The 20,973-nt window shown below is 58.5% G+C and carries 18 protein-coding genes; all 18 read right to left on the bottom strand.

Annotated elements, in window-relative coordinates; all coding sequences use genetic code 11:
• Positions 1-18: 18 nt before the first annotated feature.
• The 18 genes from tssG to tssK all read right to left on the bottom strand — a co-directional run bounded on the left by tssG (position 19) and on the right by tssK (position 20,950).
• Positions 19-1,062, bottom strand: coding sequence for a type VI secretion system baseplate subunit TssG (gene tssG, locus IM313_RS16705; RefSeq protein ID WP_045630816.1), 1,044 nt, complete (start codon positions 1,060-1,062; stop codon positions 19-21).
• Entirely contained in the window at positions 1,059-2,930 is a 1,872-nt protein-coding gene (gene tssF / locus IM313_RS16700) for a type VI secretion system baseplate subunit TssF (protein WP_045260272.1), read from the bottom strand. Before tssF ends, tssG begins: the two co-directional genes overlap by 4 nt.
• Positions 2,931-2,932: 2 nt before the next feature.
• Positions 2,933-3,496 carry a type VI secretion system baseplate subunit TssE gene (tssE, locus tag IM313_RS16695; RefSeq protein WP_028013485.1) on the bottom strand — a complete coding sequence of 188 codons (564 nt, stop codon included), beginning with the start codon at positions 3,494-3,496 and terminating at the stop codon, positions 2,933-2,935.
• Complete coding sequence (locus IM313_RS16690) at positions 3,489-4,301, bottom strand: type VI secretion system accessory protein TagJ (protein ID WP_192971782.1); 813 nt, start codon at positions 4,299-4,301, stop codon at positions 3,489-3,491. The genes tssE and IM313_RS16690 overlap by 8 nt, the downstream gene beginning before the upstream one ends.
• Positions 4,302-4,310: 9 nt before the next feature.
• Positions 4,311-5,309, bottom strand: coding sequence for a hypothetical protein (locus IM313_RS16685; protein ID WP_192971781.1), 999 nt, complete (start codon positions 5,307-5,309; stop codon positions 4,311-4,313).
• A 16-nt stretch (positions 5,310-5,325) separates the two neighbouring features.
• The gene (locus IM313_RS16680; protein ID WP_023336024.1) at positions 5,326-6,123 is read right to left on the bottom strand and encodes a PP2C family serine/threonine-protein phosphatase; all 798 of its coding nucleotides are present in this window, start codon (positions 6,121-6,123) and stop codon (positions 5,326-5,328) included.
• Complete coding sequence (gene tagH / locus IM313_RS16675; RefSeq protein WP_059358138.1) at positions 6,120-7,880, bottom strand: type VI secretion system-associated FHA domain protein TagH; 1,761 nt, start codon at positions 7,878-7,880, stop codon at positions 6,120-6,122. The genes IM313_RS16680 and tagH overlap by 4 nt, the downstream gene beginning before the upstream one ends.
• A 90-nt stretch (positions 7,881-7,970) precedes the next feature.
• Positions 7,971-8,387: a hypothetical protein gene (locus IM313_RS16670; protein WP_080472173.1), complete on the bottom strand. Its 417-nt coding sequence runs from the start codon at positions 8,385-8,387 to the stop codon at positions 7,971-7,973.
• Positions 8,381-9,370, bottom strand: a complete 990-nt coding sequence (locus IM313_RS16665; RefSeq protein ID WP_131638171.1) for a hypothetical protein — start codon at positions 9,368-9,370, stop codon at positions 8,381-8,383. Before IM313_RS16665 ends, IM313_RS16670 begins: the two co-directional genes overlap by 7 nt.
• Before the next feature lie 72 nt (positions 9,371-9,442).
• Positions 9,443-9,925 carry a type VI secretion system tube protein Hcp gene (locus tag IM313_RS16660; RefSeq protein ID WP_008502640.1) on the bottom strand — a complete coding sequence of 161 codons (483 nt, stop codon included), beginning with the start codon at positions 9,923-9,925 and terminating at the stop codon, positions 9,443-9,445.
• Positions 9,926-10,102: 177 nt separating this feature from the next.
• Complete coding sequence (locus tag IM313_RS16655; protein WP_048998701.1) at positions 10,103-10,525, bottom strand: T6SS amidase immunity protein Tai4 family protein; 423 nt, start codon at positions 10,523-10,525, stop codon at positions 10,103-10,105.
• 338 nt (positions 10,526-10,863) lie between these two features.
• Complete coding sequence (tssC, locus tag IM313_RS16650) at positions 10,864-12,363, bottom strand: type VI secretion system contractile sheath large subunit (RefSeq protein WP_006810956.1); 1,500 nt, start codon at positions 12,361-12,363, stop codon at positions 10,864-10,866.
• Between the two features lie 3 nt (positions 12,364-12,366).
• Positions 12,367-12,891 carry a type VI secretion system contractile sheath small subunit gene (gene tssB / locus IM313_RS16645; protein ID WP_022648413.1) on the bottom strand — a complete coding sequence of 175 codons (525 nt, stop codon included), beginning with the start codon at positions 12,889-12,891 and terminating at the stop codon, positions 12,367-12,369.
• Positions 12,892-12,966: 75 nt separating this feature from the next.
• Positions 12,967-13,983, bottom strand: coding sequence for a type VI secretion system protein TssA (tssA, locus tag IM313_RS16640; RefSeq protein WP_192971780.1), 1,017 nt, complete (start codon positions 13,981-13,983; stop codon positions 12,967-12,969).
• Positions 13,984-13,994: 11 nt separating this feature from the next.
• A complete protein-coding gene (tagF, locus tag IM313_RS16635; protein WP_192971779.1) occupies positions 13,995-14,711 on the bottom strand; it encodes a type VI secretion system-associated protein TagF in 717 nt (238 codons plus the stop codon).
• 16 nt (positions 14,712-14,727) lie between these two features.
• Positions 14,728-18,348 carry a type VI secretion system membrane subunit TssM gene (gene tssM, locus IM313_RS16630; RefSeq protein WP_192971778.1) on the bottom strand — a complete coding sequence of 1,207 codons (3,621 nt, stop codon included), beginning with the start codon at positions 18,346-18,348 and terminating at the stop codon, positions 14,728-14,730.
• 2 nt (positions 18,349-18,350) lie between these two features.
• On the bottom strand, positions 18,351-19,589 hold the full coding sequence (locus tag IM313_RS16625; protein WP_028013493.1) for a DotU family type VI secretion system protein: 1,239 nt from the start codon (positions 19,587-19,589) through the stop codon (positions 18,351-18,353).
• 17 nt (positions 19,590-19,606) lie between these two features.
• Positions 19,607-20,950, bottom strand: a complete 1,344-nt coding sequence (gene tssK, locus IM313_RS16620) for a type VI secretion system baseplate subunit TssK (protein ID WP_041909533.1) — start codon at positions 20,948-20,950, stop codon at positions 19,607-19,609.
• Between the last annotated feature and the right edge of the window lie 23 nt (positions 20,951-20,973).

Below are 20,973 nucleotides of genomic sequence, written 5' to 3'. Positions count from 1 at the left end.
ACAATGCGTTAGAAAAATTTATCGCTCTGCGCGATACACCAGATCGCCACGCGGGACAGGCTGCGGCTGATGCCCCAGCCAGGTGTTAAAGCCTAATCGCCCATCGCTGCCGAGCGTGGTGCCCTGCACCGCGTCTTCACGCAGGATCACCCGTGTTTCCCATTCAAACTCAATTCCCGCGTACTGGCGCACCCAGTCGCGCAGCTCGGTGACCCACGCTTCGCCCGGCAGAAAGCGGTTGTACTCCTCCGCGCTCAGCGGGCCAATCTCGATACGAAACTTATGCTGCACGTCGCGGACGGCGACGCCGAGAAAAGCGGATTCCCCCATGCGCGGCATGCGGCGTCCTGCTCCCAGCTGCGCCTGCTCGCGGGTGGAGAGCGGCATCCACTGCGGCACGTTGCTCACCAGCTTAACCGGCGCTTTAAAATAGCTGCGCAGGATCTTCTCCAGCCCTTCCGGATCCCGCCCGTGGCGGGTCAGGTGCCCGGCGTGGGTAAAGCGGGCATGGGCGCTCAGGCTGCCCTTGTTCATCTGACCCGGCTGCCCCATGCCGATCAGCGACGCCAGGTAGCCCTCAAAGCGCTTATTGTCGGCGCGATCGAGGGAAACGGCAGGCTGCGCATCCGCCCAGGCGCGGTAAAACAGCAGCGCCAGACGATGATGGAACAGATCGGCAAACGCGCTGAGGCTGGTGTCCTGATGATGATGAATCCGCTCGCGGGCATACTCGGTCATGTGGACCGGCAGCGGGCCGTTCGGGCCAAACAGGCCAAAACTGAGGATCGACACCTCATGCAGCCCGCTTTCCTCACGCTGTCGTACCTGGGCCAGCGTCGACGGCGCAAAGCTCATTGAGGGCTGCTGGCCAATGCGCAGCGGCTCAAATTTCGGCAGCGGCGCGCGTCCCAGCGGGTAGCGCTCGCCGCCCTGTGCATCAATGCGCCTTAACAGCTGAAACAGATCGTAGCGCCAGGGCGTCTCGCGGACCCCGTGCCAGAACGTATCCGGCAGCTTCGTCAGGCGATGCACGCGCAGCGGTGCGGTGGCAGCGTCACTCATACCAGCGCCCTTTTACCCATGCGCGGCGCCCAGTAGCCTATCTCGCCGCGCTGCTGACTCTTCAGGGTGAACTCGGTGAAGCTGTTGATGGAGACCAGGCGGGCAAAAAGGCGCTCCATCACGCTGCCGAAAAGCCACGGGCTGGCGCCGGAAAACGCCCGCTCGTCCACCGTCAGGGTGATGCCAATTCCGCGGGCGAAAACGACCGGACCGGGTTCAGGCACGCGGCGGTGTACCGGCTCCAGCACGCAGTGGCGAACCCCCTCCACCTGACGCGCAACCGGCGTTTCGGCCAGGTTGGCGTACAGACCTAACAGCTGGCGCAGCGCCGCTGCCCCCTCTTCATTTTCGCTGTCCATCAGGCTGAGGTAGTTCATCTGCAGCTGGCTGATGAGCCGCCAGGTGCTGAACCCTTCCGCCAGCGCCGGACGCGGCGGCGTCGGGCCTTTGCGCAGGGTTAACCCCTTCACCGGCATGGAGTCGGCCATAATGAACTGCCCGAGCTCCTGCTGGAGCATCAGCGGCAGGTCGCGGCTGGTACAGAGCACCTCGGCAGAGATGTAGCGCAGGTTTTCCTGCCACGGGGCATGCTGCTCATCCACCAGCGAGACAAAGACTTCCGAGCCGATATAGCCGGTACGGGTGCCGTAGCGCAGGGCGTGCTCGGAGAGCACGCGCTGTTCCCGGCGCAGGGAAAAATAGGCCCCGTAGTTGCCCGCGTCGCCGCTCCAGGTACTCCAGAATGGACGAAACGTCTGGTCGTCGCGCTGGCCGTCGGCGCTGCCAAAAATTTTATTTACCGCATAAATTTCGTAGTCCAGCGGGCGGATGTTATCGACTACCAGATGGTATTCATGCTGGCCTTCATTCAGCTTCTGCCGGGCCGCCACTTTCGGGAACAGGTTGATGACCGGCGTGCAGTGCAGCGCCAGATGGCTGGCGTCGACCACGCGCTCCAGCTGTTCATCCGACTTATCCAGCAGAATGAAGATATCGAAGGCTTTTTCGTTTTCACAGCGCTGGATAAGCGTGCTCAGACCGCTCAGGCTGATAAAGCGGAAGCGGGCCGGAAACGCAAAATACTCCTGCAGCAGACGGTAGCCGTCAAAGTTGCGCAGATCGTCCGGGAGGAGCGCCTGGTCCGGCGCAAAGCCCTCCTGACGCAGCGCATCCGTTGCCAGCAGCTGTCGCTGCGGCTGCGGGCTGACCGTCTGGCAGACGATCCCGGCGTGGTGCTCCATCACCAGCTCCAGCAGCTTCAGCGCCTCAATGTCCGGGCCGCTGAGGAAAAACTCCAGCCGGTCAAAATTCAGGTGCCCGAGATTTTGCGGGCCGTCGCAGGCAATGCGGATCCGCAAGGCGCTGTTGATCCCCCGCTGGCTTAAGCCGAGCTGCGCCAGCGGCAGGTCAGCGGGCACGCCGCCGAGCTCCACTTTGTCGATTTTCAGCGGCAGCAGATTGACCTCGTGCGCGGTGGTATAGCTGCAGGTTACGCCGGTTTTTTTCAGCGCCAGGCTGTCCATCATGGTGCCGCGCGGCACGATAAAGCCGTTGCTCAGATCGCCGCGGCTGCTGTCGGGCTCAATTTCCGCAATCGCCATTGAAGGGGTGGGCGCGAGGTAGTTCGGCGCGATCATCTCCAGCAGACGCTGGGAGAAACGCGGAAACTCCGCGTCCATTTTCATTTGCACGCGGGAGGTCAGAAACGCGAAACCTTCCATCAGGCGTTCGGTGTACGGGTCCGCCACTTCGATGCCGCGCATGCCCAGCCGCCCGGCGACCTTCGGATAGCGTTCGGCAAACTCGGCCCCCATTTCGCGCAGGTAGGCCAGCTCACGGTTGTAATATTCGAGCAGTTTACTTTCCATGATTACCCCGCATCTTTCAGTTCAAAATGGCCGTTTTCCAGATCGACATCGGTGCGAAACAGAAACTCCAGCGGGTACGGCACACACCATAAGCGCCCTTTAATCTCAATGGAGAGCACGTTGTGCAGATCCAGCGAGGAGGTATCCGACACGCAGCGGACCTGCAGCCCCTGCGGCAAAATGCGCGGTTCAAAATTGATGATGGCCTCAGTGAGCTTGCGCTGAATGTCGTGCCATTCGATGTCCGACATCCTCTTCCCGGCGAGCGGCGCGACGCCGAAGTTAACCACCGAGCGGCTCACGTGCGGTAGCGCGCTTAAATCGCCGGAGGCATCGTGGTTGATGGTGTTAAACAGCCACTGCAAATCCCGCAGCACGTTACGACGCAGCGCGGCGTGGGTGATCAGGTTGCTGTTGGCCGGCTCGCGTTTTTTTTCCGGATCGTTATCGGTGAGGCGATCGAGCAGCGAAGGCTGCATTTTGTCGCGCGCCCCCACCTTCTCCTGCCTGCTGCGGGCTTGCCAGCCGCTGCGCAGCAGATCGCCTTCGCCAGCGGGATTACTCATCGTCTCCATCCATCGCAAACGACACGAGGCTTAACGACAGCAACGGGCTTTCGCTTTGCTCGCTGAGCCAGGCTTTCTGGCCCATCCCTTCGTACAGGGTGCCGTCCTCGTCGAGCGGCTGCCACTCGGTAGTGCGGCCCAGTTTGATCGCATCCGACGCATCGGCAGCAAACGGGTAACGCGCCGGGATCTGACATACCTGCTCCGTACCGTCAGTCAGGCGCACCAGCGCGTGACGCCAGACCAGATCGGTCACGCTGGCAGGCGCCTGGAAACGGATCTCGGCGATAGCGTTAAACGGCAGCCAGAAATAGCGGCCGTTCACGATGGTTTCGCACACCGGGCCGAGACGGGCATCGCCGTCCATCAGCCAGTCAAACGCCTGAGCTTCATCGTTTTCGAGGCTGATGTGACCGGGAGTGGCCTGCGCTTGGTCAAGCGCTTCCAGGCGCAGCGACCGGGCACGCTCGCCCTCCTCGCGGAGCGCCGCGGCCAGGGTGGTCAGCCACGGCCACTGCGTTTCAGGCATGGCCGGACGCGCCTGCCCCGCCATCACCTGTGCGCGCTGCAGCTCGCCCTGAATGGACTGCTCCAGCAGCGTGACGGTGGGTTTCGCCTGCGGCTTCAGCGCCAGCCAGCTTTTCAGCTGGGTCAGCGCGCGCGTCCCGTTGCCGCTGAGGATTAAAAACTGCACGAACGCGGCGCGGAGGTCTGCATCTGCCGGACGGGCTTTGATCTCCGCTTCAAGACGCGCCAGCGCGTCGTTGAGCGTTTCACCCGCCAGGTGTTGATAGAGCGTATTCATAGCCATTCCTTAATTCGCCGCGCGCCAGGCGCCCACTGCCGGATCGCGCAGCTGAGGACGCAGGGTATCAATCAGAACGATATTCAGCGGGGTGCCTGGGGCAACCCAGGCGCTCCAGGTTTTCTTCACCGCCGCAATACGCGCCTGCAGTTTTGCATCGTCGCTGGCGGTCTCGCGGGTTATTTCTACCGCTACCGTGCCGTTGCTCTTCCAGCTGTTCAGGGTGCTGTCGTAAGGCAGGATCATCCAGCTCTGATCGCTGTCTGACGTGCTGAATACCATGCGCTCTTTATTGACGGAGGTGATCAGCGCGTTTTCCGGATCGGCGCTCTGATTCAGCCCCATCACCGGGAAGCCGTGAATGTAGGTCACCGCCATCTCTTTCTGCCCGCCGTTGCGGGACTGCGACACGACGGTGTGACCGCTCAGCCAGCTGCCGTTACCGCAGCGGGTGGTGTCAGAATCCGGAATAAAGAGCGCCGGAGCGGACGCGCCGCCCTCCCAGAAGGTGCGCAGGTGGCAGCCATCCTGCAGGGTAAACTCCTGCCACGGCGTGCGGTCGGCGGCAACGGTGCGGGAAGCCACGTTCTGATCGGGTGGCAGTAACGCGCCGCTGGCTGGGGTTGCGGTGACGGTCTCGGCAGGCACGGCCTGCTGCTGTTTCACCACCAGCGCCCAGTCCTGCGCTTTAGCTGCCGTGCCCTGCGCCAGCGTCGTCCCCTCGGGATCGTTGAGCGTCCAGCTGAGTTTATTCACTTTGCTGCACTGGTGTTCCAGCAGCGAGCCAAGGCGCGGCACAAAGTTTTCCAGCACGGAGACGTCTTTCTTGCCGTTCGCCACAATGCGCAGCGCCACCTCAGGCTTACACCAGCTCTGCGGGGTGTTGTCTTTGATGTTGTCGATCCAGATATCCAGCTTCTGCGCAGGAGACTGCACGATGCGGAAATTTTCAGCCTGCGCGGTGGAGGTCGCCGCCAGAAGTGCCAAACCCGATAGCCAAAGTTTCATATCGTTCCTTGTGTGTCTAATCAGTTCCGCAGGGAAGAAATTGTGCTGCATCAGAGAGGGTGTGCAGCAAAGTGGTGTCCTGAGGGTTGCCCATCCATACCGCCAGGGCGGTATAGTTATCCTGCGCATTCCCCTCCTGCTCGCCATTCTTTTGAATGATTTGGTTCATTAAGGTCAGCCACTCCTGCGGCGTATTGACCATGTGCAGCGACTGCTTCATTTGCTCTTCGCTGACGCCGTGCCAGAACCCGTCGGTGCAGAGTAAAAAGGCATCGCCGTCTTCTACCTGCACCACGTCGCTGTAGCTCGCTTCCGGTCCGCCGTTTTCAATTCCCAGCGCCAGATAAAGCAGGTTGCTGTTGAGATCGTCCGTCTGATGCCCGGCATCCTTCATCTGCTGCACCAGACTGTGGTCCGTGGTGACGTGCCACAGCCACCCCCGGCGAAACAGGTACAGGCGGCTGTCGCCGGCATGCGCCCAGTACGCCAGCCCGTAATCCCGGTCAATGAAAAGGCTGACCAGCGTCGTGCCCATCCGGCGATAGTCCTGAACGGCCTGCTGTTCGCTCAGAATGGTGCGATTCGCCGTCTGCACGTAGTCGCGGATATGCTGCGCGTTGAGGTGCTTGTCGCCATCGAAGCGGGAGATAATGCTGTTACGGGCCAGTTCCGCGGCGACTTCACCACCGGGCAGACCCGCGATGCCGTCGCAGACGACAAAGCAGGCCGAGCGTTCCCCTATGGTTTCTCCCGTCTGATCCTGGTTGCTGGCGCGCGTCCCCTGGCGGGAGAGAGAAGCGGTTGCGATATTCATTTGTCTTCCGATCCGCTCTGTGAGTCTTTGTACTGATTCACCTCCATGTCATATGCATGAAGGAAGGCTTCGCCGAACAGGGTGTGGAAGTCATCCTCAATCTCGCCCGCCGTCTCGCCATAGCTACGAACAAAATAGTCCCACAGGGCGGCTTTGCGGCTGCCCGGCAGCGCCAGACGCGAGGTCATGCCGTTCTGCTTCGCCTGCTCCTCCAGCTGTTCCGGGTTAAAGGACTGCAGCATCGCGGCGATGATGGCGCGGATACCGGAGATCATCCCCAGCTGGTGCGCCTGCAGGTCGATCAGCGCGTCGCGCACCGATTTGGTCGGCGGCATAAAGCCCGGCATCGGGGTGCCGAACATCTGAATTAAGACGGTTTTCCCGGTCGGCAACAGCTTGAACGGGTTGTTGGCATCGTCCAGCACCATGGTCATATCGGCTTTTACGCCGCGTTTCAGGATGGAGCGCGACGAGAGCAGCGCCACGGTGCCCTGCGAGAACATGCCGAGAATCTGCCCCAACTGACGCATATTTTCCCGGTCAAACTGCGGAACAGGCTGCATTTCGCTCAGGCCCATACCTTCAAGCAGCGCCTGCAGCAGCTCGCCCTGCAGCACTTCACCCTTCTCGCCATTATTCGGGCTGGCGGTTGGGGATGCCGCGTTATTGACCGGGTCGATGCGCAGGCGCCCCTTCGGTGCCTGAGCGCTGCTGCGCGCAACGGCCTGCGGCGTAGGCATGGTGAAGCCTGCGTAATCCGGCCGCGCCGGCTCTTCTTCACGCGGCGTTTCCTGCGGCTCTGGGGCGAACAGCGGAGAATCGGCAAGCACGTCCTCTTCCTGCTCCGGTTCAGGCGTTGATGCTGGCTTTTCGTCTGCAATATCATCCGGGTGGGTTAACGGTGCTCCGCCCATCAGCCCGAGCGGGTCATCATTGCGCGCGGCTGGCGCGCTGGCCTTTCCACCGAACAGCGCCAGCGGGTCAAGCTCGTCCGCCGCGTCTTCTTTAGGTGCGGGTTGCCCCTCAACCGGCGGCACCAGCGTAGAAGGCGTCACGTCGTCAAAAATGCTCTCTTTTTTGAACAGCGCTTCGTCGCTGAACAGCGTGTCCGGGTCGACGTTCTTGCGCTCAAGCGTTGGATCGCTGTCGTTGAACATCGCCAACGGATCTTCGGCATTACGCTCCGGCGCGGCGGGCTGGGAGAAGGGATCCTGTGAGGCCGCAGGCTGCGGTTTTGCTCGGTTGCTGGAGATGCTGTCGGAGATGGAGAACTCCTGCATCAGGCTGTCCCAGATTTCGGAAGGCACGGCGGTCGGTTCCGCCTTCCCGCGTGGCGCGGGGTTAGCAGGCTTCGCTTGCGCTGCGGGCGCAGCGGGTGCGGCTGTCGGACGCGCCTGCTGCTGCATGCTGGCCGCCATACGGCTCACCGGCTGTGTGTCGTGGATCAGTTCGGTCACTTCGATACGGTAGTCATCAATACCGAGAATGTCGCCATCCTGCAGTTCAACCTGACGTCCGCGCTCCAGCGGAATATCGTTTAATACCACGCGGGTGACGCTGCCACGGTTGGTGACGCGGCATTCGCCCTGAGCGTCAACGTGGACAATGGCCTGCAGACGCGAGATGGTGCGGTCATTGTCCGGCAATACCAGATTGTTATCCGTACCGCGCCCAATGGTGCCGCCCGGGGCGTAAAAATCACAGCTGCTTTGCGGCGGCTGATGACCGGGTTTCGTAGAAATAATCGTGAATCGCATGGCGTATTCCTGCTGGTATGATTAGCGCTCAAACGCTGCCGCTCTCGGGAATGAGAACGGCGGGGTTTGGGGGTTAAGAACTGATTAGAGCTATTTGACTAAATTCAGGAAAATAATGCCGATAAGCAGCCATAGTGTAAAAAATAAGGCCTGAATTTTATAGCATCGATGCAGTTTTAATATCCAGCCAATTCTCTCTTCCGGTAAAGCCTGAATGAATTTATAGGCATCATCCTGAACATCTCTGTCTTTGGTAAACTTCATCTTCACGCCTTTGCGAAGACGAACAAACCAGATTATTTTTTGATAATTCGCCAGCGAACCAAAAAATGATGCGGAATTTGTCACCAGATCGAGATCGTAGCCTTTTTGCCTATATTCTGAAAGAAGTAGATTATATTCAGTTTCGTGTCTTTTAAAATAACGAGAACTAACGAGATCCATGATTACGACAATTAAGAATAAAACTACGATCAGAAATAAAAGAATATTTTCTACATTCACCATAGTTTATCCATTACATATTCCGTTGCTCCACCGGCTACTTCGCCACCAACGTATCCACCCGCAGCGGCGCCTACCACGGAACATGCGAGCAACCCTACACCACCTGTTGCCACTCCCAATGCAACACATACGCCAGCGCCAGCCATGGCTCCATATTTTCCGCCATAAATCCCGCCCGCAAGACTTGCACCGAATTGACTGTACTTCTTAACGGCGACTTTGGAGCAATTCTGCTCTCTACCTACTGTACAGGCATCATAAACTTCATTGGTTGTGTTTGCACCAGCGAAGCCGATAGCAAGCCATCCCCCCATTTTCAGGTAACGGGCAGCTTTTGATGCATTGTCTACATATGTTGAATACCCTCGTATCGAGGCAACACCTGCGGTACTCCATTCGTGGACAATTGACCTGCTTGATAAACCTAAAGCGTGCTTGATTTCTTCATAAGGTTTCAGTTTCAGCGTTAGTCTGGAAAGCTTATTTAATAAAACGTCCAGCTCAGAAAAAAGTTTTTGTCTCTCAACAAAAAACTGCTGCCCGATCAATGTCCCTTGCGTTCTGTATTGATTTTGATAAGCCAACTCAATAGCTTTTAATTTCTTTTCTATTTCGCTAAAGTACCTTTCACCCGCATCAGCAACCACCCCGAGGGATTTATCCATAAAATTTGTTAATGCGGCGATGGTATTAAAATGTTTGTTAAAGAAATTGGCCTCATCTGTATTTAGCTCAGACAAGGCTCCATTAACCTTTTGCTTTGCATTTTGTAATTGTTTTAGCTGAACAGTATTCTCAGCACCGGGGGTATTAAGAATTAATATTTGCCCTGGCTTCAACCATGCTGTATCCCTGTTGATTTGCATAAAGTAACGCGCTGCTTCACTATCAGGTTTACTGAACAGAAGTCTGGCCTGGAAATCTAATGTCCCCGCCTGCTGCACAACGCAATAACCCGGGGAAATCATTGATTTTACGCTCATAATTCATTCTCTAAAAAATAAATTAAGCCTTCCGAATAATGACCGGGGATATCTCCCCGGCCATATGCGCAATTACGCTTCTTTGTTTTCTTTGATGTTCCAGCCAGCGCTGCTTTCAGCACCTTTACCACCCGACGTGGTCTGCTCCCAGTACTGCTGTTTCACTTTCGCAGCCTGGAATGCATAGGTCACACCCACGGTGTCGCCGTTGTCTGCACCGGTGTACTGAACGGAAGTCACCAGCACATCTTCCAGCGTAATGCGGGAGTATTCCACCTGCTGACCGCCCGCTTTACAGACGGACAGCTCAACCTTAGTCAGGTGTTTACCGCTGGCGCAGTGTTTCAGGATAGCGGTGGTGGATTTGTCGATCAGCGCGTTAACGTGCAGGTCGTTAAAGTTAACTTTACCGGCACCGCCGCCACCGCCAACGCTCATATTACCTGGCTGGGAAGCGCCCCAGGAGAAGGAGGTAATATCAGTCCAGCCGGTGTGGTTAGAATCTTTAGATTCGCCCGTAACACCCTCGACCTTCAGAAACATATCAATAGCCATAATATCTACTCTTCGTGGATGAACAATATTGCTTTCGAAAAAGCCCTTATATGGCAAACAGGAAAGCATGGGGCTGAATAAAACCGTCCATATTTTACCTCTGCCTCATATCAAACGACCCATGTCATTTGACAGTCTTACATTCCCCCTGAATGAAAGGAAAGAATGTGAAGTCTTTTACTCTTGTGGATTATCCTGTAACCAGGTGCGGTCAGGATTTCCGATGATTAACTGAGGTGCAAGTTCGTTAAGTTCGTCGCTGTGATAAAGTCGTAAACAGTTTAAGGTTACGCCTTTGACATCGGGTTTTCGCTCTGAATGAAATCCGTTAATTTGATTTATATATTTCCCAATGAGGACATTCACTTTATCCGTGCCATTTTCGGCATCAAAAGGAATCCATTCAATGAATGCACTCGCACTGCGAGCCGCATCAGCAGAAAACTTACTGCCTTTATCTGCCACCTGCGCAAGGCAGCGCGCCAGAACTAAATCTTTTAAAACCTGCCGGTATGTTTGCTTATGATAAAAATCAGGATAGCTATTTCCGGCATTTACATAAGAAGTCATAAACACGAGGAGATAACCCAAATATTTCATCTGATATCCTTTTCTATATACTCAGTAACACACTGACCAGCATGAGGAACTAACATTTCTCTTTCCGCTTCTCTGCAACAACGTATATACCTATCGCTAATGCATTAAGTCCAGTACATAAGGATCCATGCATTACGATTTGCCGGACATCGTCCGGCCAGTTAAATATAAAGAAATAGTAGCCAGATACTGTCACAAATAGCACGAATGAAATAATGAGCAATGTATAACTGATTAAATAGCTGATGAATTTTCTTGTTATCGTTTTTAAAGGTAAATTCATTAGCTATCTCGAATTAACAGTAAAGCTGCCGGCCCCTGCGGGCCGGCAATCGTCATCACGCGTCTTTCGTCTTCAGCGACGGCAGTTTAGAAACCAGACGCAGAGAAACGGTCAGACCTTCCAGCTGGTAGTGTGGACGCAGGAAGAACTTCGCGGCGTAGTAGCCCGGGTTGTCTTCAATCTCCTGCACCTGAACTTCCGCAGCCGCCAGCGGTTTGCGGGACTTGGTCTCCTGGGAGGAGTTAGCCGGGTCACCGTCGACGTAGTTCATCACCCAGTCGTTCAGCCAGCGCTCCATCTCTTCGCGCTCGCGGAAGGAGCCGATTTTGTCGCGCACGATGCACTTCAGGTAGTGGGCAAAGCGGCAGCAGGCGAACAGGTACGGCAGGCGTGATGCCAGGCGCGCGTTGGCGGTCGCATCCGGATCGTGGTACTCCGCCGGTTTTTGCAGGGACTGCGCGCCGATGAAGGCGGCAAAGTCGGAGTTTTTGCGGTGTACCAGCGGCATAAAGCCGTTTTTTGCCAGCTCGGCTTCGCGACGATCGCTGATGGCGATCTCGGTCGGGCACTTCATGTCCACGCCGCCGTCATCGCTCGGGAAGGTATGGCACGGCAGGTTTTCCACCGCCCCGCCGGACTCCACGCCGCGAATCGAGGTGCACCAGCCGTACTCTTTGAAGGAACGGTTGATGTTGGCGGCCATCGCATAGGCCGCGTTCGCCCACGAGTAGCTGTTGTGGTTTGCGCCGTCGGTCTGCTCTTCAAAGTCAAAGCTGTCCACCGGGTTAGTGCGAATGCCGTACGGCAGGCGCGACAGGAAGCGCGGCATCACCAGCCCCAGATAGCGGGCGTCTTCGGATTCACGCAGTGAACGCCAGGCGGCGTATTCGGTGTTCTGGAAGATCTTGGTCAGATCGCGCGGGTTAGCCAGCTCCTGCCAGGACTCCATCTGCATCACGCCCGGCGCGGTACCGGTAATGAACGGACAGTGCGCCGCAGAGCCAATGCGCGCCATTTCCCCCAGCAGCTCAACGTCCTGCGGGCTGTGGTCGAAGTAATAGTCGCCGACGATGCAGCCAAACGGCTCGCCGCCGAACTGACCGTACTCCTGCTCGTAGATTTTCTTGAAGATCGGGCTCTGGTCCCAGCCCACGCCCTTGTAACGTTTCAGGGTGCGGCCCAGCTCCTGCTTGGAGATGCTCATAAAGCGGATCTTCAGCATCTCGTCAGTTTCGGTATTGTTGACCAGGTAGCTCAGGCCGCGCCAGGCGCTCTCCAGCTTCTGAAACTCTTCGTGGTGAATGATCTGGTTCACCTGCTGGGAGAGCTGCTCGTCGATACCGGCAATCAGGTTCTGAATGGTGCGGTAGGTGTCGTTCGAGAAGGTGACGGTATTTTCCAGCGCCTGCTGCGCCAGGGTCTTGACCGCACTCTCCACGGCGGAACGCGCCTGATCGGTTTTCGGGCGGAACTCTTTGTTCAGCAGCGCGCTGAACTCATCCTGGCTGAACGCCTGACCCGCCTGCTGATCGTGTTGTTGAGTCTGGTTGCTCATCGATTATTCCTCGCTACCTTTCGCACTTTCGTCATTTTTTGGCATCTGGCTCAGGGATTTGAGCAGCGTCGGATCCTGAAGGATTTTTGCGATCAGCTCTTCCGCACCGTTTTTGCCGTCCATGTAGGTCAGCAGGTTAGAGAGCTGCGTGCGCGCCTCCAGCAGCTTGTTCAGCGGCTCGACTTTGCGGGCCACCGCGTCCGGCAGGAAGTCGTCCATGCTGTCGAAGGTCAGATCGACGTTGAGCTTACCTTCGCCGGTCAGGGTGTTATCAACCTGGAACGCCACGCGCGGCTTCAGTGCCTTCATGCGTTCATCGAAGTTATCGATGTCGATTTCCAGGAATTTACGCTCGTCGACGGCTGGCAGGTTTTCCACCGGCTTGCCAACCAGATCGGCCATAACGCCCATCACAAACGGCAGCTGAATTTTGCGTTCTGCACCGTAGATCTCTACGTCGTATTCGATCTGCACGCGGGGAGCACGGTTGCGTGCGATGAATTTCTGTCCACTGTTACTCATTGCCATGATGTTCTCCATCAAAGATGCGCGGTGAAGGTGAAACGGCAGACTCCATGCCTGTCGTCATAATGCCAGGACGCGTCATTCGCGGCGTCCAAAGATGTTTTCCAGTTGGTTAACGCCGTCTGGCGCCAGGTCGCGAATAATGTCCATAAAGTTAAGTTCTGACAGCCGCTGCACCCGTTCAATCATCAGCGGCGCGGGGTGGCTCGGTTCGTACTGCGCGAAATACTGCTTCGCTTTTTCCAGCATTAGCTGCGCGTCGGCGCGGCTGGTAACCTGCACGCTGCGCCAGTCGGTGACTGGCTGAACGGGCTGCGCTGCCGCAGGCTGCGGCTCAGCGTGCTGTTCAGCCTGCGCTTCACGGTTCGGCAGCAGCTTGCTGATGTCGGTCACCTGACACGCGCTGGCGACCAGCCCCACGGTTTTCAACAGCTGTTCCATTTCCGGTACGCCGCTTTCACCGAGATGCCCGGTGAGCAGCTCGCGGATGGCCAGCAGTCGTTCGTTAATCACAATGACCGCTGTGGTCCCCGGCTGGTCGCCGCGGGCCAGTTCGTCAATCAGTCTTGGACGGCCGCCGGGATAGTCTGGACATTCGGTTTTACTGCCGTCCAGCAGCGCCTGGGCGTCACGCAGCGAAATTTCATCGCCGTTTGAACGCAGCAGCGAGGCGTTACGTACCGCGACGGTGAGCTCGGATTTATCGCTCAGCCCTGCCAGAGCGTTAATGCGATAGAACGGGTCGGTTTCGCCATACTCTTCCAGCAGCGGATAGAGCGGCTCCCAGTAGCGCGCGATAGCTTCCTGCACCAGCAACAGTCCGTCGGCGTAGCCTGCAAGACCGCGACGGCGGGTCCAGGCGTGGGTTAACGCCAGCATCACGCGAAGATCTTTGGTGCGGCTCAGCAGGCTGGTAGCGAATTTTTCTACCGTGTTCCAGTCCGCAGGCTCTGCCGGGATGATGGTGTCGCCAAACTGCTGTTCCGCTTTGCCCTGACTGGCCTGGTTCATCGCCTGGAAATCAGCGTCATATTCCAGATTGTCGCCACAGGGCTTGTCGGGACTTATTGGCGCGAGAAATTCTTCGATATTCATGAGATCCCTGCTTATTCAAACATAGGCGGATAGAGACCGTGACGCCCCGGGCGGGCGCCCCCTGCCGGGTCGAACAGCAGGGTAAAAAGCTGCCCGGTGAAGTTGCCGCTGTGAACGTGGGTGTATAGCGGGTAACCGTCGCAGCGGTTAGTCCACCAGTAGCTGGTCTGACGCAGCGGGTCAAAGCACTCTGCCGCCTGCGGCCAGCCCAGCGTGCTTTGGCCGTCCTCGTCGTAACCAATGACGTCGAGGATGTCAGAGCGCTTCTGTGGCCCGACGGGCTGCGGCGCCGGAATGGACATCAGCATCTCATCCAGCTGCGAGGCGGAAAAGCTGTTACGCACCGCGTGCAGCCCCAGACGACCAATTTGCTGATACCAGCTCTCCGCCTGGCTGAGCAGGCTGGTCGACCACTCTGACGGGGCGAAACTCAGCTGAATGCAGACCGGGTACTGTCGGCCAACGCTGTCGCGGCCGGGCAGCAGGCAGCCCATCTGGATCATCTGGCTGCCCAGCATCGGCGGGACGACGAAATTCCAGACCGGAGCTTTGGTGAACTGGCGCTCGCCGCTGCGCTGCTCTTCCTGCTGCCAGGCCAGCAGGCCAACCTGAAACCAGTGCGACCACTGGCGCTGTAAGGTGTCAGGAAAGCGACGCTGCAGGAAATCTCCGGCGCTGGGTAATTTGCCATACCAGCTGTAGCGGTTCATCGCAGGGGTATTCGTCATACGGCTGTCCTTGCGGTTATGGGCATGAAAAACGGGGAAGCTGGAACGGGTTGCGGATGCTGTTTGGCGCAAACTCCAGCGTGACCTGATGTCCGTCGACGTTGAAGGTGGCCTGACGGCTCAGGCTTCCCGCGCCCGGGCTGGTGCTCGCTTTGTCAAAAAAGCGGTTGAGCGCCCAGGAGCCGTTGGTCACAAGCGTCGCGGTGCTGCCGTTAGCCAGACCCAGCTGCATACGGACCTGGTTGGTGCCGCCCGGCCCCGGCCAGTTCATGATCTGCACCGCCTGCGGACCGTGGCTGTAACGCAGCAGCTGGCCGTCGACATCCAGCGTCAGGTTCAGAATGGTGTTATCCATTCGAACGGTGCGAACCGTCACCTTGAAAGACGGCGTGGTTGCGCCGTTAGCAAAGAAGGCGTCGCGAATCGACTGGGCCTGCTGGAACGGTCTCAGCAGCCCTTCGCTGCCCGGCAGGGTTTTACCGTCGATACCCGGCATAAAGCGCCAGTTTGCCTGCGTCGTATCCACTTTGCTGGTCAGGTTATCGCGAAAGAAGGTATCCATCAGCCCGGTGCCCGGCGCGAACATGCGGGCGAGATCGTCCGGAGTGACCTCAGTGCTGGCGCTGCGCACTAGCGGGTAGCGACCGGCGATCGCCTGACGGCAGAAACCGCCGACTTCAACGTTGATCCGCTTACGCACGTTTTCCAGATCGCGGCGCTGGGTATCGCTGCTGGCCCCCACCGCCATGTTGCTGAACATGGTTTGCAATCCGCCCGGCAGTCGACCGGCGCTGGCCTGCAGACGGCTGATCGCCTCGCCGCCCGGTGCCGGCATACCGCTGTTGGCGGCGTCCTGCACGGCGGTCAGGTAACGATAAAGCTCATCCACCTGCTTAAGAAAATCATCAAAGACGATGGTCTTGCCACCCTTTTCCAGCGGCTGGGCCAGCTCAATCATCGGCGCGTAGTGGTCCGTCACCAGCTGCTCCGGCGCCTGAGTAATCGCGGCGGCCTGCGTCGGGGCATTGTCATTATTGCTGAACAGCGCTTCCAGCGTGCGGGTGGCGCGGTTGCTCTGCGCCTGCGCTTTATCGGCATCTTCCGGTGCCGGGGTATCTCGGGAGAGCGTCAGCACCTGGCTCAGGTTCTGCACCAGACGGCGCAGGGGCGAGTTTGCGCCAGAGAGCAGGCGCGCAGTGTTGATGCGCTGGGAGAGATCGGCGCTGTTGTTAAGCTGGATGTCGGCGAGAAAGCGATCCCAGTTCGCGATAAAGTCGCGCATGTAGAGCTGGCGTACGGCGTTATCGATCTGCTGTTTATCTTCCTGCGCGGTCGCGGCGCCCAGCACCCAGGCGTCGTCTTCATGCAGAGCGGTCGTTACGCTGTCAATCTGGCTGTTAAAGCTTTTCCAGTAACCGTCCGGCGTATAAAGACCCGGCACCCCTTCGCTCACCGGCTTACCGCTTTTGCGGGAAAACACCAGCTCGCTCTGTGGCCCGCCCAGGTCGGAAAGGGAGACCGGTTTGAGGTTGTCGTCATGTTCCAGCAGGCGCTTCAGGCGACCGTAGACGCGGGTTGAAAGCGGCTGCTGGTTGATCAGCGCTCTTTCACGCGCCACCAGGGATTCGTCCTGCGCGTACGGCGAGGCCTGAATTTTCGGCTCCAGCAGCTGGGTGAGGTGCCATTCGAGCTGCTGCAGCTGCGCCTTCGTGACGTTTTGCGGCAGGTTGCGCTGCAGGTTGAGCATCACCCAGGAGTGCAGGAATTTGCCGTCGTAGTGCTTCGGCTGATAGAGCATCTGATAGGCTTTCAGCGCCTCGTAGCTGTACTCCACGTCGCTGCCGTTGTCGTTGCGCAGCCAGGTGGTGATGTGCATAGCAACGGCGGGCAACAGCAGCTGATCCAGCGCCTTCTGGTACAGGGACTGCGAAGCATCGCTGACGTCATCCCCACGGTAAAGCCCCATGCGGCGGGAGACCGGCGGATCGTTGACATCAAACGCATCGCTTTTCGGCAGGTCCACCAGGCCATTCAGCAACGGCAGCAGATCGAACAGGTCACGCTGCGGCTGGTTCTGCAACGCTTTGCTCTGCTGATCCAGCAGCGGCACCTTCGCATCCACCTCTTCCAGATAGGCCTTGTTTTTAGCATAGCTGGTCAGCCACAGCCCGCCGAGGATCGCCAGTAGGGCCAGCAGCGCCACGTAGCCGGACCAGATCACCGCCCGGTTGCGCAGTTCCCACCAGCGGTTTTCCCCGGCGATCCCGGCTTCCTGGAAAATAACGTTTTGCAGCAGGTTCTTGATGAAGAAACTCTGGCCCTTCGCGCCCGGGATTGGGGCTTCTTTACTGACCGAATCCCAGTTATCGCGCTCTGCCCCTTCCGGCAGGGAGAGCGCGCGGTTCAGTTCGCCCATTACGCGGTCAAACGGCATGCCTTCCTGCGTCCCGCTGGCGAAGTAGATCCCGCGCGTGGAGAACTCAGTTTCGAAGTTGGAGCGCGCAAAGACCGTGCTCAGGTAGTCCGCCAGCAGCGGACGCAGCGCGGCGAACTCCTGCGGGAAGAGATACGCTTCGGCGCGGGTTTTCGCGTCATGCTCTTTGAGCATGGTTTCCGGCAGCCCGGCATCAAGACGCTGCTGTAACAGAGAAAATTCCTGCTGGAAGTTGCCCATCAGGTCGTAATCGGCGTGTTTGGTCTGCTCCCACGGCAGCGTGAAGCCCCAGATCTGGTCGCGCTGCGCTTTATCGTAGTCGGCAAACCAGGCGCGGAAGCCTTTAAGCAGGTCGGCCTTGGTCACCATCACGTACACCGGGAAGCGGATACCCAGCTGTTCATGCAGCTCGGACAGGCGCTGGCGCAGGTTCACCGCCTGCTGGCGGGACGCCTCGGCAGACTGGGTCAGCAGGTCCGAAATGCTGATCGTGACGATGACGCCGTTGATCGGCTGGCGGCGACGGTACTTGCGCAGTAGCCCCATGAACTGCAGCCACTCACCGGCATCCTGCGCCTGCTCGCTCTCCTGGGTGGTATAGCGACCCGCGGTGTCCAGCAGCACGGCCTCGTTGGTGAACCACCAGTCGCAGTTGCGCGTGCCGCCAATACCGCGCAGCGCGGTCTTACCAAAACGGTCGGCCAGCGGGAACTGCAGCCCGGAGTTCACCAGCGCCGTGGTTTTACCGGAGCCCGGCGCGCCGATAATGACGTACCACGGCAGTTGATAGAGATATTGCGTGCTGAAGCGCTGGGTCCACTGGGCGCCCTGGCCCGCTTTGCTGAAGTGCGCTTTTTTAAGCATCTGCGCGGCTTCATCAAAACGGCTGGCGAGGATCTGCTCCTCACTGTTCAGGCGCTGCTGCGGATCCGCCGCCTCCGGGCTGGTAGTGTTCTCGTTGAGCTTGTCCATCAGCTTGCGGTTCAGCCAGGCGTTATAAAGGCGCGGCAGAATATGGCCCTGCGCCCACAGCAGGTAGACCACGGCGATACTGATGATGCGGTTCTGTTCGGATTCGAGCGGTCGGGTGTCCACGATGGACAACAGCGGGCCAATCATCCAGATCACCGCCGCCAGCGCCGTTACGCCGAGGAAGCTCCACAGAATGCGGTTGGTCAGAATGGAAAGAAGTGTAGTCAGCATCCTTAGTTTCCTTGCGGCAATCCGTTCAGCTCGGCCTGGGTGTTTTCAGGCGACACCAGCAGAGTAATTTCCACACGGCGGTTACGGGCGCGGTTTTCCGGCGTCGTGTTCGGCGCCACCGGGTTAATCTCGCCCCGCCCTTCCGCCTTCACGCGGCCAGGCTGAGAGAGGCTTCCCTGCAGCATTTTCTGTACGGAGCGCGCGCGTTCCAGTGAGAGCTCGTAGTTAGAGGCAAAGCGCGCACTGCGGATCGGCACGTTATCGCTGTAGCCCACCACCAGAATTTTGCCGCTGACGTTGTTCATCGCCTGCGCAATGCGGTTGATGACCGGTTCATAGCGGTCGCGCACGACGGTCGAGGCAGAGGCAAACAGCCCATCGCCCTTCAGGATCACGACGCTGCGATCTGCCTGGTCTTTTACCGCCACCAGGCCCGCCTCAATTTCAGGCTTCAGGAAGCCGCGCAGGTTAAGCACCGCGGGCAGCTGACGCGCCGGCTGCTGGATGGTGGTTTCCGGCAGCTGGGACTGATAAATCTTCGCCAGCACCGGGTTGGTGTTGTCGCCAAGGCGCCAGTTAAGCACGATGTAAAACAGACAGGCGATAAACCCGGCCAGCGCTACGCAGGCCCACAGGGGAACCATCGGCCGCCAGAGCTTGCGCAGCACCGGACGATCTTCCGGATGGGGAGAAAGCGGCGGCGGATAGCTACCGCGCACGCCGCGGATCATTTGCCACAGCCGCTGCTTGATGGTTTCAAGCTGGGTGCGGCCATTGTCCAGCACCCGATAGCGCCCCTCGAAGCCGAGCAGCAGGCAGTAGTTGATCATCTCCAGCAGCAGGATATGCTCGCGCGGGTTCTGCGACAGGCGCGCCAGCAGCTGGAAGAACTTTTCGCCGCCCCAGGTTTCGTTATGGAACGTCACCAGCAGGCCATTGCTGGACCAAACGCCGCTGCTGCCCCAGGGAGTCAGCGCGGCGGCCTCGTCCAGCGCCGTGCACAGGCAGTAGCGCGCCCCGACGATCACTTCGTAGGGCAGCCCCGCCTGCTGACAGCGGACTTCAAAACGGCGAATCTCATCGATCAGGCGCTGGCGTAACGCCACCTGATCATCATGTGATACCGAATGACGGATCTGCGGAATCGCGTTGAGCAGCGGATTGGCGGCCGCCACCAGCTGATTGTTGCTACTGGCTCCGGTAAACGCGGCATCACTGCCGCTATCCTGTCGTTCCTGCATATTAAGCGCTCGCTTTATTATTCTGTCGGGCTACGGATGGCCCAAAACTCCATATCCAGCCCCGGGAACTCCCCTGCAAGGTGCAGGGCGAATGCGCCGGACTTATCCATCTCGTGCCACAGCTCGCTGCCCTTCTCCAGCTCAAAGTAGCTGTAGCCGGCATGCCACGGGATCTGCGGCGGCGCGACCGGCATGGCGCGCAGCATAATGCCCGGCAGCTGCAGCTGAACCAGATCGCGAATTTTCGAGACCGGGGCAATTTTCATCTGCGCCGGGAAGTGGGTTTGCAGGTGTTCGCCCGGCACGTTGGCTTTCACCGCCAGCACGAAGCCAAATTCGCGCACCATGCTGGTTTCAGGAACGGTGGCGATGTTCAGGCCATGCGAGCGCTCGTTAAGCGGCAGCTGAATGGCGTGGTCTTCCATCACCAGCGACAGCCCCTGGCGCAGCATCAGCATCAGCTTGCTGAAGCAGTTCGCCAGATCGTCGTGATCGTAGATCGGCAGCACGCTCTCGGTGGTGCGCTGCGACGTCCAGGTCGTGAGCTCGGTGGCAAACGGCAGCCAGCTGCGCCAGAGCGTTTCCGGGTGCAGCAGCGGCAGCGTTTTTAAATGTGAAACCTCGCCCAGATGACGGTTCACGAGCGAAAGCAGCGTAAATTCAATCAGTTCAGAGGTGTTAAAGCGGCCAGGCTGACGCAGGCGGCCGCCAATCTGCTGGCTGCGCTGCACCAGCAAACCGTGCAGATCGTTGATCATGCTGTAGATCTGCGGGCTGTTATTGGCGTTCAGCATCGGCGGGATGTAGCTGTTATCCAGCCGCACGTGGTTGTCGTTGCGTTTTTCAGTCACAAACGCCACGCCGATGGATGTCCATTCTGCCGTGAGGTCTTTTTCCAGCATCAGCGTCAGGCGCAGGCGGCCAAACTGGACGGTGGCATCACCCACCGACATGGCGTTATCGTCCTCCACCTCCTGCTCAAACGCGACGAAGCGGGCCAGTGAGGCAGGCTCTTCGCTGAAAATCACCTCTTCCCGCTCGCCACGACGAACCGGCAGCGCGAGCACCACCTTTTCGTTGGTGAGATTGTCAGGAATTTTTAGCGGCGCGGGACCATTGCGTCCGTTGCGGACCTGGAAAAAGGTGCCGTCCGGCAGTAACCCGCTGCAGTAGCTCAGGGCAATGCAGCCCTGGCGAAGCATCGCTTCGTCCAGTTCTACGTCGAGAAAGCCCCAGAGATAGGAACGCTGCAGCGCACCCCACTCACGAACATGGTTGAGCAGATAACTTTCAGTCCGCTGAAAATGGTGTGGACGCAGGAACATGCCTTCGGTCCAGACGACCTTTTCTGCTTTGGTCATGATGATGTGTTTCCTGTTGTGAA

Origin of the sequence: Enterobacter cloacae complex sp. P2B, from assembly GCF_014895985.1 — a bacterium.
Taxonomy (GTDB): domain Bacteria; phylum Pseudomonadota; class Gammaproteobacteria; order Enterobacterales; family Enterobacteriaceae; genus Enterobacter; species Enterobacter bugandensis.
The sequence above is the reverse complement of the archived record's forward strand: the minus strand, read 5'-3'. Positions and strand labels throughout refer to the sequence as shown.